This is a genomic window from Bombella sp. ESL0385 (assembly GCF_009725755.1).
Classification (GTDB): Bacteria; Pseudomonadota; Alphaproteobacteria; order Acetobacterales; family Acetobacteraceae; genus Bombella; species Bombella pollinis.
The window spans coordinates 374,865-390,321 of sequence record NZ_WNIJ01000001.1; the positions used below are offsets into that span (position 1 = coordinate 374,865).

14 protein-coding genes are annotated in these 15,457 nt (G+C 54.0%); 6 read left to right on the forward strand and 8 right to left on the reverse strand.

Annotated features, from left to right (window positions below):
• The first annotated feature begins 4 nt into the window (after positions 1–4).
• Positions 5–1,213 carry a 5-demethoxyubiquinol-8 5-hydroxylase UbiM gene (ubiM, locus tag GM557_RS01730; RefSeq protein WP_155572704.1) on the forward strand — a complete coding sequence of 403 codons (1,209 nt, stop codon included), beginning with the start codon at positions 5–7 and terminating at the stop codon, positions 1,211–1,213.
• A gap of 5 nt (positions 1,214–1,218) precedes the next feature.
• On the opposite strand, the gene GM557_RS01735 is transcribed toward ubiM, so the two are convergent.
• The 4 genes from GM557_RS01735 to GM557_RS01750 all read right to left on the reverse strand — a co-directional run bounded on the left by GM557_RS01735 (position 1,219) and on the right by GM557_RS01750 (position 6,324).
• Positions 1,219–1,935, reverse strand: coding sequence for an RluA family pseudouridine synthase (locus GM557_RS01735; protein WP_155572705.1), 717 nt, complete (start codon positions 1,933–1,935; stop codon positions 1,219–1,221).
• 3 nt (positions 1,936–1,938) lie between these two features.
• Positions 1,939–4,803, reverse strand: coding sequence for a DNA translocase FtsK (locus GM557_RS01740; RefSeq protein ID WP_370513405.1), 2,865 nt, complete (start codon positions 4,801–4,803; stop codon positions 1,939–1,941).
• A 92-nt stretch (positions 4,804–4,895) separates the two neighbouring features.
• A complete protein-coding gene (locus GM557_RS01745; RefSeq protein WP_155573444.1) occupies positions 4,896–5,549 on the reverse strand; it encodes an RsmD family RNA methyltransferase in 654 nt (217 codons plus the stop codon).
• Positions 5,550–5,553: 4 nt separating this feature from the next.
• Positions 5,554–6,324, reverse strand: a complete 771-nt coding sequence (locus tag GM557_RS01750; RefSeq protein WP_099026674.1) for a pseudouridine synthase — start codon at positions 6,322–6,324, stop codon at positions 5,554–5,556.
• Between the two features lie 103 nt (positions 6,325–6,427).
• On the opposite strand from GM557_RS01750, the gene GM557_RS01755 reads away from it, so the two are divergent.
• On the forward strand, positions 6,428–6,913 hold the full coding sequence (locus GM557_RS01755; protein ID WP_230880569.1) for a nucleoside deaminase: 486 nt from the start codon (positions 6,428–6,430) through the stop codon (positions 6,911–6,913).
• A gap of 8 nt (positions 6,914–6,921) precedes the next feature.
• Here GM557_RS01755 and GM557_RS01760 read toward each other — a convergent pair whose 3' ends face one another.
• Both GM557_RS01760 and GM557_RS01765 read right to left on the reverse strand, forming a co-directional pair.
• The gene (locus tag GM557_RS01760) at positions 6,922–7,224 is read right to left on the reverse strand and encodes an AzlD family protein (protein ID WP_155572706.1); all 303 of its coding nucleotides are present in this window, start codon (positions 7,222–7,224) and stop codon (positions 6,922–6,924) included.
• Positions 7,221–7,952, reverse strand: a complete 732-nt coding sequence (locus GM557_RS01765) for an AzlC family ABC transporter permease (protein ID WP_155572707.1) — start codon at positions 7,950–7,952, stop codon at positions 7,221–7,223. The genes GM557_RS01760 and GM557_RS01765 overlap by 4 nt, the downstream gene beginning before the upstream one ends.
• Before the next feature lie 171 nt (positions 7,953–8,123).
• Here GM557_RS01765 and GM557_RS01770 point away from each other — a divergent pair, with 171 nt between their 5' ends.
• Positions 8,124–9,659: a Do family serine endopeptidase gene (locus GM557_RS01770; RefSeq protein WP_370513406.1), complete on the forward strand. Its 1,536-nt coding sequence runs from the start codon at positions 8,124–8,126 to the stop codon at positions 9,657–9,659.
• A gap of 22 nt (positions 9,660–9,681) precedes the next feature.
• Here GM557_RS01770 and GM557_RS01775 read toward each other — a convergent pair whose 3' ends face one another.
• The gene (locus GM557_RS01775; RefSeq protein ID WP_370513407.1) at positions 9,682–10,746 is read right to left on the reverse strand and encodes a low specificity L-threonine aldolase; all 1,065 of its coding nucleotides are present in this window, start codon (positions 10,744–10,746) and stop codon (positions 9,682–9,684) included.
• A 128-nt stretch (positions 10,747–10,874) separates the two neighbouring features.
• Here GM557_RS01775 and folD point away from each other — a divergent pair, with 128 nt between their 5' ends.
• The 3 genes from folD (at position 10,875) to GM557_RS01790 (ending at position 14,733) form a co-directional block, all read left to right on the forward strand.
• A complete protein-coding gene (gene folD / locus GM557_RS01780; RefSeq protein WP_370513408.1) occupies positions 10,875–11,795 on the forward strand; it encodes a bifunctional methylenetetrahydrofolate dehydrogenase/methenyltetrahydrofolate cyclohydrolase FolD in 921 nt (306 codons plus the stop codon).
• Positions 11,796–12,001: 206 nt separating this feature from the next.
• The gene (locus tag GM557_RS01785) at positions 12,002–13,144 is read left to right on the forward strand and encodes an HlyD family secretion protein (protein WP_155573448.1); all 1,143 of its coding nucleotides are present in this window, start codon (positions 12,002–12,004) and stop codon (positions 13,142–13,144) included.
• Between the two features lie 8 nt (positions 13,145–13,152).
• The gene (locus GM557_RS01790) at positions 13,153–14,733 is read left to right on the forward strand and encodes a DHA2 family efflux MFS transporter permease subunit (protein WP_155572709.1); all 1,581 of its coding nucleotides are present in this window, start codon (positions 13,153–13,155) and stop codon (positions 14,731–14,733) included.
• Positions 14,734–14,774: 41 nt separating this feature from the next.
• On the opposite strand, the gene GM557_RS01795 is transcribed toward GM557_RS01790, so the two are convergent.
• Positions 14,775–15,443 carry a TetR/AcrR family transcriptional regulator C-terminal domain-containing protein gene (locus GM557_RS01795; protein WP_155572710.1) on the reverse strand — a complete coding sequence of 223 codons (669 nt, stop codon included), beginning with the start codon at positions 15,441–15,443 and terminating at the stop codon, positions 14,775–14,777.
• Positions 15,444–15,457: the final 14 nt, after the last annotated feature.

Sequence of the window (15,457 nt, forward strand, 5' to 3'; positions counted from 1 at the left end):
CGTGATGCAGCAGACTGTAATGAGCGATGTTGTTATTGCAGGCGGTGGCCCTGCGGGTTTAGCCGCAGCTTTATCCTTCGCGCGGGAGGGCTGGGCCGTGCATGTGGTGGAGCCTGCCCCTCATACAGTGCTGGCGTCCCCTGCCTTTGATGGGCGTGAAATCGCCCTCACTCATCATACCGTCCATTGGTTGAAGCAATATGGTGTGTGGGAGGAGATTCCTGCTGAGGCAATTTGTCCCTTAGATGTTGCGCGGGTGGAGAGTGGCAGCCTTGGTGGCCCACCCTTAATCTTCCATGCCCCTCAACAATCTGAAGCAACCCCAGAGGGTGAGCCGCTGGGCTATCTTGTGGCTAATCATTTGATTCGCCGTGCGCTTTATCATGTTGTACGGCGCACAGCGGGCATTACGCTTTGTTGTCAGGAGCGCGTAGCGGGCTATCACACCACGCGTGAGGCCGCACATATTCAGCTTGCTAGCGGGGGTACTATACAAGCGCGGCTTTTAGTGGGAGCGGATGGGCGGTTCTCAGCCGTGCGCGAGATGGCCGGGATTGGGGCTATCGTGCATGATTTTGGCATGAGCATCCTTGTCTGCCGGATGCGACATCTCACACCGCATGACAATACCGCCTTGCAATGGTTCTCTGAGAAGCAAACCATCGCTTTGCTGCCTGTTGCATCAGATGGCGGGATGGGGGATGTGTCCTCTCTGGTCTTGACCCTTCCGCCCGATGAGATTGCCCGCCTCCGCAGCGCAGCGGATGAGGCGTTTAACGCAGAAATCACCCAACGTACGGATGAGCGGCTCGGCCTTTTGCGTGTTGTGAGTGACCGCATCACCTACCCCCTTAAAGCGGTTTATGCGCACCGTTTCCACGGGCCGCGTGTGGCTTTGATTGGTGATGCCGCTGTGGGGATGCACCCTATTACCGCTCATGGCTTCAATTTTGGGATTCGCGGGCAAGAATGTTTGGTGCAGGAGTTGAGCGCAGGCTCTGGTGACCCGGGTGAGGCAGCAGCGTTGCGGCGGTTTGAGCAACGGCATCGCCGGGCGACCTTCCCGCTCTTTACCGCAACAAACGCGATTGCTGTGGCCTATACGCGTGATGATGGGCCTTTTCCTCTCGCGCGCCGGGCGGGGTTGATGCTGGCTAACCGTCTCACCCCCTTTAAGCGGGCCGTAACGCGGATGCTTATGGACCCTATATAGGGGGATTAGAGCTTATAATTCTGCAAGAAAGCGTCCATCTGCTCATGATGCGCTATGGCATGGATGCGGCGATGAGGGGCTGTATGAGCCGTGCCATCCTCTAGCGGGAGTGGTACATCTAAGGAGCGTGCTAGTAAGGCGAGGGGTGCGGTGGCCTCTGCTCGACCATAAAGGTGGTCGCCTATAATAGGTGTCCCTAATGCGGCACAATGCACCCGTGCTTGATGTGTTTTGCCTGTATGGAGGGTGAGTTCAAGCAGGCTTGTGCTGCCATCATGGGCTAAAACCCGCCATGATGTACGAGCAAGTGCCGCAGCCTTTGTGCCCTCATGGGGAGCTTCACAAACCATCTTCCAACCTTGTTGAGGGGAGGAGACGCGCTTTATAGCGGTGGTGAGGCTACCTGTTGGCTCTGTTGGTTTGCCAGAGACTAACGCCCAATAATGTTTGGTGGTTTGATGGGTGGCAAAGGCCTTTTGTGCAGCAATTAAAGCCGTTTTGCGGAGGGCTACCAGCAAACAGCCCGCTGTATCAGTATCTAAACGATGGACGAGCCATGGCCCTCCACGTTTTTGCGGTGTGAGGCGGCTCTCCACACTATCGCGCGTTTGCGGCCCGGGGTGGACGGCTAGACCTGCGGGCTTATTGATGACGATAAAATGCCGGTCCTCCCATAAGAGGGGTAAGGCGAATCCGGGGCGGAAAAGGGGAGGAGGAGCCATAGGTTAGGCATCATCCTCATCATCATAATCAGCGGTGAGAGACTCCTTGCTTGCGAGGACATCACGTTTGCCCACATGGTTTGCAGCACTGATGATGCCTTCGCGCTCCATTTGGTCGATGATATTAGCGGCGCGATTATACCCAATGCGGAGATGGCGTTGGACAAAGCTTGTGGAGGCCCGTTGCGCGCGGATGACAAGCTCCGTGGCCTGCTCATAAAGGGCGGCGTCTTGGTCATCATCTGTAGCGCGATTCCCCTTGCTGGGGGCTTGCTCTTCTTCATCCGTCTCATCAGCGAGGACTTCCGTATTATAAACGGGTGCCCCTTTGGAGCGAAGGTCCGCCACCACAGCTTCAACCTCTTCATCGCTGATGAACGGCCCATGCACGCGGGTAATACGCGCACCGCCTTGCATAAAGAGCATATCCCCACGGCCGAGGAGCTGCTCTGCCCCTTGTTCACCTAGGATGGTTCGGCTGTCATATTTATTGGTAACTTGGAAAGAAATACGCGTTGGGAAGTTCGCTTTAATCGTCCCTGTGATGACATCAACAGAGGGCCGTTGTGTTGCCATGATGACATGCACACCCGCCGCACGGGCCTTTTGGGCCAGTCGGAGGACGGAGGCTTCAATCTCTTTACCGGCAACCATCATCAAATCGGCCATTTCATCAATGACGATGACGATATAAGGCAGATGCTCGAGGGGGAGGCGATGCTCATCAAAAACGGGATGGCCCGTCTCTGGGTCATAGCCGGTTTGGATGCGCCGTGTTGGGGTTTCCCCTGTCGCTTTAAGATGACGGATGCGGTCATTATAGCTGCTGATATTACGCACCCCGTGGTCCGCCATAAGCCGATAGCGGCGGTCCATCTCTTGCACAGCCCATTTGAGGGCACTGACGGCTTTAGGCGGCTCCGTTACAACTGGGGTCATCAAATGAGGGATACCCTCATAGATGGAAAGCTCTAGGATTTTCGGGTCAATGAGGATGAGGCGGCAATGCTCTGGGCTTAGCCGGTAAAGCAGTGAGAGGATCATCGCATTAATCCCCACCGATTTACCAGAGCCTGTTGTCCCAGCCACAAGGAGATGAGGCATCCGGGCGAGGTCTGCAAAAATAGGCTCCCCAGCAATATCTTTCCCTAAAGCGAGGGGTAGTTTACCGCGATGCTCCTTCCAGGCGGAGGAGAGAAGAAGTTCGGGGAAATAGACCGTCTCACGCGTAGCGTTGGGGACTTCTATCCCAATGACATTACGCCCCGGTACGGTGGCAATGCGGACGCTCAATACCGCAAGCGTGCGGGCAATATCATCGGCTAAGCCAATTACGCGGGAGGAGCGTATGCCGGGGGCTGGCTCTAGCTCATAAAGCGTGACAACAGGCCCGGCGCGGTAATCTGTGATGGTCCCTTGCACGCCATAATCATCAAGCACCTTTTCCAGCATTTGCGCATTAGCTTGTAAGGCTTCGTCAGAAGGCCCAGTCTCATTATGGTCTGGCAATGGGTTGAGGAGGCTGACAGCAGGAGGAAGCCATGTTGAGGGTGCCGTCATACCCGTTATAGGGGCATGAGGGGCCGCAGAGGGCTGCGATGGTACAGGAACCGGCCCGTTGAATGAGGGTGAAGCATGGCCAGCAAGGGGGGCGGTGGGGGTTATAAGGGGTTCCGCTGCTTTATGACTGTCTGGCACAGAGGTAAAAGATGTTGCTACAGGCTGTGTAGGATGAGGCGGCATTGTTACATGATGCGTAATATCCTCTAGCTCATGGGCCTCATGCAGCTTTTGGGCTTGTTGGGTTCGGCCGGGGTCATGGCGAATATGGGCAAGCATTCGCGCATAGGGGTTGTCGGCCTCTGCTGCATCGGGTGTGGGGTCTGCCTCAGTCTGTGGTGCAGGGGGGGGCGCAGGGGGGTGTTGTGGTTGGGTTGAGAGCGGCTTTTGCCACGGAGCGACATTATGCGGGGGCAGAGCCTCTGCTTGGCGGTTAAGATTACGTATAATAAAGCCAGATGGACGAGGCCCATTGCCGGGCACGGGGCGGTTATAGCGGACAGGCCCTCCCATTGTGGAGGGATAGGCCGTCTCTGGCGTGGTGTCTTCTACTGGTTTGCGTGTGCGTAATAAGGCATGAAGCGGTATCACGATGATAGCACTCATCCCCTTGCCAAGGGACCGCCACTCTCGCCCACTTAACCCCATAGTTAAAGGGCATAGAATAGCGAGCAGAATCAGAGTGAGGAAGGCAGCCACAATCCCCCCCATGCTGCCTGTTTCCTGCGTGGTTAGGGCGAGGAGCTTGCGGGCAAAGAAGACACCGCTCTCCCCTCCTAATCCGCTACTTGTCGGCCATGGGACATCACAACCGGGCAAGGTGAGTTGGAGCAGACCAATCATCATCGCGGCCGTGGGGAGGAAGATGATTGCCCCAACTAATCGTAAAAGAGGCAGGCCTAAATGGTGGTAACGTAAGAGCTGCCATGTCCATGCTAGTAGGATGAGTACTGGTAGGATGCCAGAAAGCCCTAGGAGCTGGGTAAGAGCATCGGCAATCGTCGCGCCAAAACGGCCGAGTAAATTGGTTGGCTCCGTTCCCGTTGCGGTGTTGAAGGAGGGGTCATGCGGGTTAAAGCTAAAGAGCGAAGCAGCAATGGCAAGAGCCATAGCAAGTAAAATAACGCCCAGTACCTCCATCATCCGCGCGGAGAGGATGCGCGAGAGGGGAGATTCATGCCATGCAGGAATCTCCTCATCATCTGCTATCATACCCCCTAGGGGCGGCTCAATCGTGCCATTGCTTCCCCGTAAAGAGGATGGCAGCAAAGAGCGCAGCTTAGGAGATAAACGAAAGCGAGAAAGCACAGGGGCGTATCCTCTGGCAGGCTATAGGCATGGTATGAGGGAGCAAGGATAACCTATTTTACCTGATTCTGAAATAATGAACCCCTCAGACCCTATAAAGGTAGCGGAGGGCGGGTCCCTGTTGCGCTATTATCATGCCGCCAAATATGTATGCTCGCCGCCCCGAAGCTTCGTTGTGCAAGTAGCGGGGGCGGTAGTGCGGTGAGGCTGGGTAAAAGATGGGCATGGAAGGGCTGGAAAGGCTCTTCTGGCTCTTTGCCATCCGGGGTGAGGGGCGCACTTTCTGTCTCTGCGATAATGAGGGCCCCATCAGCTACCCATCCAGCACGCCATAAGGCCCGCAATCCCTTTTGCACCAAGCCTTTATGATAAGGCGGGTCGAGGAAAATGAGCGTATGAGGCTGCGGGGCCTTAGGCGGGCGTGTTACATCACAATGGCGCAGCCTTGCGCGTTGTGTCATGCCGCAGGCTTGGAGATTATGTTGTAAGGCTGCAATGCCGGGGCGGCTACCTTCCATAAAGGTAGCAAATTGTGCCCCGCGGGAGAGAGCTTCCAACCCCAGCGCACCAGTACCGGCAAAACTATCCAACACAATGGCTTGCTCTAAAGCATCGCGACCAAACCATGGGGCGTGCATGAGCATATCAAATAAGGTCTGCCGCGCGCGCTGGGCTGTCGGGCGGGTCGTAAGGCCGGGCGGTGCTTGTAGGCGGCGATTACGGGCTGTACCAGCGATGATTCTCATCACCTTAGGACCGTGCCTTCTTTGGCTTTAAGGAGGGGATTTGGTCTATCAGCGTTTTATGAGCCACTTCCTCAAGCTCATGCGGCTTGAGATTACCAAGAGCAAACGGGCCATAAGAGAGGCGGATGAGCCGGCTGACATGGAGGTTCATCCCCATCATCACCTTACGAATCTCACGGTTCTTCCCCTCGCGGAGGCTTACGGTCAGCCAGGAATTATCCCCTTTGGTGGAATCCAGCGTAGCGTCAATGGGGCCATAATGCACACCCTCTATTACACAGCCTTTAGCAAGGGCTTGGAGTTTCTTTTCATCCACAAGGCCAAAGACGCGCACCCGATAACGGCGTATCCATTGGCGGGAGGGGAGTTCTAACTCACGGGCGAGGCTACCATCATTGGTGAGGAGCAATAACCCTTCGGAGTTCAGGTCCAACCGCCCCACGCTGACAACACGCGGCATAGCTTTGGGGAGGGAGGCAAAAACAGTGCGGCGGTCCTCAGGGTCATGATGCGTGGTCACTAACCCCGCTGGCTTGTGGTAACGCCATAGGCGCGTCCGTTGAGGCGGGTCTATTGGTTTGCCATCAACACAAACATGGTCATGGGGGAGGATGAAGGTAGCCGGATGGGTCACGGGCTTACCATCAAGGGTAATGCGCCCTTCCTCAATCATACGCTCAATATCACGGCGGCTCGCTACACCACGGCGGGCTAGGGCTTTAGCGATGCGCTCGCCACGTTGCGTTGAGGGGGGAGAGGAGAGGTCGTCAGTCATATTATGCGACATACCGCGCTGAGCCTTTTCTTGGCAATCCATTTACAGCAGGATAAAGCAGCTTTACAGCCATTATTATCCTCATTCTCCGTATGATAAAGCGATGAGCCAAGCCGAGATGCCCCCTGTGCAGGTTATGACCATAAGCCAAGCGATGCACCATGCCCTTACCTTAGCGGAGGAGGCGGCTCGTGCGGGGGAGGTGCCCGTAGGGGCGGTGGTGCTGGATGAACAAGGCCAGATGCTCGCGGCGGCGCGCAACCGTGTGGAAGAAGATTGTGATGCCAGTGCCCATGCCGAGCTATTAGCGATGAGAGAGGCCGCGCAATATTGTGGCTCCTCTCGTCTGATGGATTGTACCGTGATTGTGACGTTAGAGCCTTGCCCGATGTGCGCTGCGGCGATGAGCCATTTTCGTATTCGGCGGCTCGTATATGGCGCGTATGACCCTAAGGGAGGGGCAGTGGATCACGGGGCACGGCATTTTCAACAACCCGGCTGTTTGCACCGGCCAGCAGAGATTATTAGCGGGCTGCAAGAGCGTAAGGCAGCGGCCCAATTAAGGGCTTTCTTCCAAGCCTTACGATAGTTGTGTGCTTATCCCAGCAAAGCGCGGCAAACCCCTGTAACGATAATGCCGCAAAGCATAGTGGGCAGGAGAGAAAAACGCGTTGCCGCTAACATGGTGGCAACAAGGCCCAGTAATTCTGCTGGACGACCAGAGGCAAAACTAGGAGCCAGAACAGCGACCAACACACAACCGGGGATGAGGTCCATAATCGCCGTAGCGCGTGGGGAGAGGGACCGCCCAGCAAGGAGAAAATAGCCCGAAATACGTGTGAGATAGGTCACAAAAGCCATAGCGAGAATGGCGATGAGAGCGGAGAGATGGATGGTCATGCCTCTTCTTGCTCCTTATCCACGACAAGGATGGTCATGCCAATGCCCGCTAATGTGCCAAGGGGAACATACCATGCACCGGGTATGAGACGATAAGCCAGTACAGCAACAACGAGGCTCATGGCCCAAGGCATAGCGTTGCGTGCGCCCCGCCACATGCCTTTAAGGAGCATGATAAAAACAGCGGGGAAGGCCATATCTATACCATAGCGTGTTAGGTCTCCCAGTAGATTACCCGTACGTGCGCCGATAAAGGTAAAAATCACCCAACAGAGGTAAAGGCAGACTGTAATACCAATATAAAATCCGGGGCTGAATCGCTTATTAGTACGGCTTTGGAGGTCTGTGAGCGTTAGAGCCCAAACCTCATCACAGAGGAAGAAAAGAAGGATGCAGACTTTCCAACGAGGGAGATGCCGCAGATAGGGCGTTAAGGCCGCTCCCATGAGGATATGACGGCTATTGATGAGGAATGTCACACTCGCTAGGAGCATAATCGCCGGGGGGATAGACCATAACCCTACCGCTGCAAACTCAGAGCCTCCCGCAAAATTAAGCCCCGTCAATAAAGGGACTTCTAAAGCGGAGAATCCCTGTTGGACAGCCTGACTCCCAAGGAGGAGGCCAAAGGGAATAAATGCGATGAGGAGCGGTAAGGAGGCCTTCACACCACGGATGACCTCCGTGAGGAACGCTCCCTTCCCAGAGGGGGGAGATGTGGTCTGCATGAGAGTGAGTGTAAAAGTCTGTCGTTTAATCAGCAAGAGGAGAATGGGGAGAGACCTGCCTTACATATCTTTTAGGTACTGCTTTCTTGCAGAATAGGGCATTTCATCCTTATTTTAATGGCGCGTTTTGGTGATGTACCTTTTAATTTAGAGTGTCAGGATTATCCCTTTATGATGATGCCTTCTCGTTTTTCTTTGGCGTGTCTAGCGGCTTTGCCTGTCATTGGGCTGGCAGCTTCGCCCTTGCCAGCTATGGCGCAGGCAACTCCTATCCGCCCGCAAATGTCTGGCGGGCAGGGTATTCCAGACTTCGTGCAAATCGTAAAGCAAGTAAAGCCAGCGGTGGTTTCCATCACAGCGCGTATTCGTGAGGGGATGGATGATGACGATAATGGCGAGATGAATGGCGGTGGTAGTGGCCCGCAAGGATTCTCGTTTTCTTTCCCTTTTCCATTTCAGATGATGCCGGGAGCCCCGTCTAACCGTATGGTTGAGGCGCGTGGTTCAGGGTTTATTATCTCTGCTGATGGGTACATCGTTACAAATAACCATGTGATTAACGGGGCTACGAAGGTCACGGTTAAATTAGATGACGGTACTGCCCTGCCTGCTAAAGTCATCGGTCATGATGCTAAGACAGACATCGCCTTGTTGCGCGTTAAGGCGGATCATCTCCCTTATGTAGAGCTTGGTAATTCTGATGATGTACAGCCGGGGCAATGGGTTGTCGCGGTTGGGAACCCTTATGGCCTCGGGGGCACGGTAACAGCAGGCATTATCTCTGCCTTAGGCCGTGATCTTCATTCTGGTGCGTATAATGATTTTATTCAGGTTGATGCGCCTATCAATCGTGGTAATTCCGGCGGGCCGCTCATTACGTTAGATGGGAAGGTGATTGGCGTAAACTCCATGATTATGTCGCCAAATGGGGGCGGCTCGATCGGTATTGGCTTTGCGATTCCTTCCGCTACGGTGCGTGCTGTGGTGGAGCAGTTACGGACAACGGGCCATGTTGTGCGGGGCTTTATTGGGGTAGAGACGCAAGACATCACACCCACAATGGCCCGTGCCCTTGGGTTAAATGGTGACCATCCGGGGGCTCCGGCTCATGGGGCATTGGTGGCAAATCTCATCAAAGGTGGCCCAGCGGATAAGGCTGGGTTAAAGAGCGGCGATGTGGTTCTCGCTTTGAATGGTCATGATGTCCATAGCGCGCATGACCTCGCCGTGAAGGTCGTTGCTCTAGCTCCCGGCGCACAGGGGACATTCAGCATTTTGCGTGATGGTAAACCTCAAAGCGTGACCATTACTATCGGTAATCAAACACGCAACGGGCAAGAGGGGAGTGATGGTAGCACGAATGCTGAGGCCCCATCTGGCAAGCTTGGCCTTGCTTTGGGGGTTCTAACACCGCGTATCCGGCAGGAGTTGGGGTTGGATGATAGCGTGCAAGGCTGTGTTGTAGCCGATGTTACACAAGGCAGCCCCGCGGACCATGCCGGGATTCGCCCCGGTGATATTATCGTGGCTGTGGGTAATCAGCTCACCGCTAATCCTCATGCCGTAGTGGCCTTGGTGCAAAAGGCCCTTAAACAACACCAGCCTCCTTTGTTGCGTATCCTACGGGACGGACAACAACTCTTTGTCGCTGTCTCCCCTAATGGAGGGGCTGATGGTGATGATGATAGTGATGGCGATACCCCCTAAGGGGGTAGGCCATGCGCCAGCCTCAGCTTACGAGGCTGGTTAGCAAAGCATCAACATCCTCGGAGCGTGTGTAGAAGCTTGTGACGAAGCGGACGAGCTTGCCCGGCACGCCCTGTGGTGTAGGATAGGTATAAAACTGATAGCCCTCCTCGCGGAGGGAGTCGAGTTGAGGCTCCGGCAGCACAACGAATATTTCGTTACTTTCCGTTGCAAAAGGGAGATGCGCCGCAGGATGTTTATGCAGCCCATGGAGCAGCCTTTGGCACATAATATTGGCGTGGCGACAATTCTCTAGCCAGACGTCATTATCTATCAAAGCGAGTAATTGTGCTGCGAGGAAGCGTTGCTTCGACCAAGAATGACCGCTGCGTTTAATACGATGAGCCATACTAGCGACCATCGGGCGCGTCCGCTCATTGAGGAAGAAGATAATCGCCTCGGCAGCCATTGCGCCAGCTTTTGTGCCACCAAAACTTAAAACATCAATCCCTGCTTGCCATGTGGTCTCAGCAGGTGTGCAATCAAGAAAAGCAATCGCATTGCCCAAGCGAGAGCCATCCATATGGACTGTTAACCCATATTCATGCGCGATGCTGGCGAGTTGAGTAATGGTCTTGCAAGGATAAGTCGTGCCCCACTCTGTCGCTTGGGTGAGGGAGAGTGCCGCAAAAGGCGGAGCAAGGACACCCTTTTCGCGATTATGTTGTAGAACGGGGGGCAGGGCTTGGGGGTCCATCCGGCCCTCTGGGGAGGGAATCCCAATAAGCTTTGCCCCTTGTGTGAAGAACTCCGGCGCGCCGCCTTCCTCTGTGTTGATATGCGCACTTTGGTCGCATAATACAGCCCCATAAGGTGGCACCATGGCTGAGAGCGCGAGGGAGTTTGTAGCGGTCCCCGTGGCAACGGGAAAAACTGCAACTTCCGCCCCAAAAACCTCACCAAAACGTTGGTTTAAGGTAAGAGAGAGCGTATCATGGCCATAGGAGGGAACATTGCCCACATTAGCATCAGCGATGGCCTGCATAACAGCGGGGCAGGCGGGGGTTACATTATCGCTGGCAAAGTTTTTGCGTATATCATCACGCACGGGGGTATTCCTTCATCCTTATTTGAGAGGGGGCCTCTTTAAGTTTCTGTCTCTAGCGGAAAGAACGGGGCTTGTCATGTCTTGTCCAATAAGCATAGAGAGGCGGGATTATGGGTTTGGCGGAGATTATGAGCATGACAGCACCAACATCTACCGAGCAGTCAGGCAGAACAGCTAAGTTAATTGATGGCAAGGCGATGGCCGCGCAGATGACGGCGGAGATTCGTCAGCAGGTGGAACAGCTTGTCGAGCAAGGGCACGAGCTTCCCGGCCTTGCTGTTGTCCTTGTGGGTAATGACCCCGCCTCGGAAGTCTATGTGAAGAATAAGGCCATCCAAACCCATCGCGCGGGGATGAAATCCTTCATGCAGATGATGCCCGAAAGCACCTCGCAGGAGGAGCTTTTGGCGTTAATCAAGGAGCTGAATGAGAATTCTAAGGTAGATGGGATTCTTGTCCAGTTGCCTTTACCGCCCCAAATTGATGCCGCTACGGTTACCAATGCCATTCATCCTGATAAAGATGTAGATGGACTAGGTGAGGTGAATACTGGGCGGCTGGCCTTGGGGATGAATAACGGTATTGTTCCCTGCACACCGCTGGGCTGTCTCAAATTGCTTCAGTCTGTTCATAAAGATATGACGGGCTTACATGCCGTTATTATCGGGGCGTCTAATTTGGTGGGGCGGCCCATGGCGCAGCTTCTCCTTAGAGAGAATTGTACCGTTACGGTAGCGCATATTCACACACGCGAGATTGAGAAAATCGCGCGCGAGGCAGATATTCTCGTTGTAGCAACGGGGAAAGCTGGGCTGGTGAAGGGCAGTTGGATTAAACCGGGGGCAACGGTGATTGATGTCGGCATTACCCGCATCCAAACCCCGGAGGGCAAAAGCCGCCTCGTAGGGGATGTTGTGTTTGAGGATGCGTGTCGGGTGGCAGGTCATATCACGCCCGTGCCGGGTGGTGTGGGACCGATGACGATTGCGTGCCTCTTGCATAATACCTTCCAAACGGCAAGCCGTCATAAGATGAAGCCTGAGGGTTAAGCACGCCTTTTAGCGCGATTTTATGGCGTAAGAGCGTATGAGATAGAACAATCTCTTGATTGTTCTATCAAGTTGGTATATCGCCTTTCTAGTCAGAATGACCGACTGGTCATTTTCTTTTTAGCATATTCGTACAATCTGGCACGGCTTTGGTGATGGAGCCCATCTAGGCCATCATGCCAGTTTCATTGATATTTGAGGGCATTATGGCGCAGTCCGATACACAGTCTGGCACTCACTCTGCGGCACAAAAGGGTGCAGGGGGCCAGCAGGCACAGGCGGGGCAGGGGAAAGCAGCCTCTAAACCGTTTAAGGACCGTGGGGCACGGAAGATTCTTCTGGTGCTTATTCTGGTTATGGCTGTGCTGGGTATTGCGCTTTACCTCTTTTTCAATCGCAATCATGTGGAAACGGACGATGCTTACGTAACAGGGCGTAAAATCTCCATAGCGGCTCATGTGAGTGGGTATGTGGAGCATCTTTATGTGGATGATAACCAGTTTGTCCATAAAGGGGATTTGTTAGCGCAAATTGATGGGCGGGATTATATCGCCCAGCTTCATCAAGCCGAGGCGGCCGTAGCACAGGCGCAAGCGGATATGATGTCCTATAATCTGGCTTATGCTGTTGCACAGAAGAACTTCCCCGGTCAGTTGATGGCCGCACAAGGGGCGTTGGATGATGCAAAAGCGCGGCTCTTTCGGGCGCAAACAGATTATACCCGCCAACATCGGGTTGAGCGTGCAGCAACAACCCAACAAGATATCGATTATGCCCGCGCAGCGTTGGATGAGGCCAAAGCAGCCGTCATCCAAGCGCAAGGTCAATTAACACAGGCCGAGCCGGTGGATGCCAATATCGGCAATGCCTATGCGCATTACAGCCAAGCTGAAGCCTCCCTTAAAGCAGCCCAAGCCCAATTAGAGCTTGCACGGCAGAATGTTGCTTGGATGGATATTCGCGCCCCGCGTGATGGTTGGGTCTCTCAACGTACCGTGGAGCAAGGCAATTTTGTGCAGATTGGCCAAGAGATGTTCTCCATCGTTGCAAAAGATGTGTGGATTGTCGCTAATTACAAAGAGACGCAACTTGCTGATATGCGACCGGGACAGAAGGCCGAGATCGAGGTTGATGCCTATCCGCAACTACGTCTTAAAGGGCATGTGGATAGTATCCAAAAAGGCTCTGGTGAATCCTTTAGTGCCTTCCCACCGGAGAATGCGACCGGCAATTTTGTAAAGACGGTGCAGCGTATTCCCGTTAAGATTCTTATTGATGATGGGTTAGATGATAAGCTGCCCCTCTCTTTGGGGATGTCGGTTGAGCCAACTGTGTATGTGGGTGAGTGAGGCCCGCTATGGCTGAGCAATCCCCCCCTATCGACCATGATAGCTGGCGGCCACGCCATAACCCTTGGCTTGTGGCTGTCGTGGTCACCTTGGCTGCGTTTATGGAGGTGCTTGATACCACCATCGTAAATGTGGCCCTCCCGCATATTGCAGGCTCTTTAGGGAGTTCCTACGATGATGCTACATGGGCACTGACCTCCTATCTTGTGGCGAATGGGATTGTGCTGACCATTTCAAGCTGGTTGTCAAAACGCTTTGGGCGGAAGCGTTATTTCCTCATTTGCGTGGCGATGTTCACCCTTTCCTCCTTTTTATGCGGGTTATCGACCTCATTGCCTATGTTGGTGATTTTCCGCTTAATGCAGGGTTTCTTTGGGGGAGGGCTACAACCAGTCCAACAAGCCATCATTTTGGATATTTTCCCACCGGAAAAACGTAGTGCCGCTTTTGGGCTAACAGCTCTGGCTATTGTGGTCGGGCCTGTCCTTGGCCCGCTTGTAGGTGGGTGGCTGACGGATACTTATTCATGGCGGTGGATTTTTTACGTTAATGTGCCCTTTGGGATTATTACCGTCATTGCTGTCATTGCTTTGGTGGAAGACCCGCCATGGCTCAAACCCACTAAAGAGCAGGTCGATGTTATTGGCATTAGCCTTATCTCATTAGGGTTGGGCTGTTTAGAGATTATGGCTGACCGTGGGGAGGATGATGATTGGTTTGGCTCATCCTTTATCACCACGATGGCTCTTATTGGGGGTATTTGTACGATTGGGGCCATTATTTGGTTGTTAAAGACCAAAAAGCCCCTCCTCCATCTTACTGTCTTGAAGGACCGTAACTTCGCCCTTGGGACCTTCATGATAGGCGCGGTAGGCGTGTTGCTTTACGCCTCGGCAGTGCTTGTGCCGCAATTTGCCCAGCAGGTGCAGGGCTATACGGCTACCATTGCTGGTCAGCTTATGGCACCGGGTGGTATGGCTGTGATGGTGCTTATCCCCTTTGTGGGGATGCTGATGAAGCATATGCAGGTGCGCTATATCATCGCGCTAGGCTTTTTTTTCATGGCACTATCCTGCTTCTTTGCAGCAACCCTCTATGCGGATGTGGATTTTTGGTATCTGGTGCTATGCCGCGTGCGGCAAACGGCCCCGCTGGCCTTTTTGTTCGTGCCCATTTCCACCATTGCCTATTCCACCCTCCCGCGCGAGTTGAATGGTGATGCATCGGCCTTATTCAGCATGGTGCGGAATTATTTTGGTTCACAGGCTATCTCTCTCTCCACAGCGGCTCTCACGGAGATGCGGCAGGTCCAACAAACTGATGTCTCCGCCCATGCGATTGCCGCGAAGCCAGAGTTCCGCGCTTATATTTTCCAGATGCAAAAGCTGGCTGAGGCGCATGGCCTGGCTCCTTTACGGGCTCATGCCTTTGCGATTACGCATATGTATCAGGACTTCCTAAAGCAAGTGGCGATGCTAGCTTATAATCAGCTCTTTAACGTGCTGGGGATTATGGCTTTGTGCGTGGTGCCCTTCTGCTTCCTGCTCTCCCCGATGAAAGGGAGTGGCCATAGTGGGGGAGGGCATTAATGATGCAGTCTCCCCTTTATAAGAGCCGCTTCATACAGCCCTCATGGCGCGTATATTTTGAGGAAATGGTCCGCCACCGCACTGGCGACACGGTTAATGTTCTCTGGGCTGCGATCAACCGGCAAGGACAAGCGCGTGCGTTGGACAATACGCGTCTGGCTCATCATCAAGAATTGCTCAGCGGCAAAAGCGGCATCATCAACCTTCAGCAAACCCGCCTCATGCTTGTGGGTAAACCATTCTGTGAGACTGCTCAGCGTGCGGGAGAAGCCATAATGCCAGAGCGTATCAGCCAGATGGGGGAACTCATTTGCCTCCGCGACAACAATGCGATACAGCCCGATAGCCTCGTGGTCGATCAGCAGTGTAATAATGGTCGATGCGGCTTGGATGAGGGCGGTACGCAAATCCGGTTGGGGGGTGCGGGATACCGCTTTGAGCGTATCAAGCCGTGTGCGGCTGCGTTCTTCAAAAAAGGCAGTGAACAAATCGGCTTTATTCTCAAAATGATTATAGAGCGAGCCTTTAGAGACCCCCGCCAGCTGTGCAATTTGGGACATGGAGGTCCGCTCATATCCTTGTTGGAGGAAAAGCTGCCCTGCACTGGTGAGGATTTGCTCACATTTACGGGGGGCATTTTTCCCCTTGTTTGGGACAAGGCGGTGTTGGATTGGACTGGTCTTAGGGGCCGGTTTGGTAGGCTGTGTCATTACTTTAGGGGAGG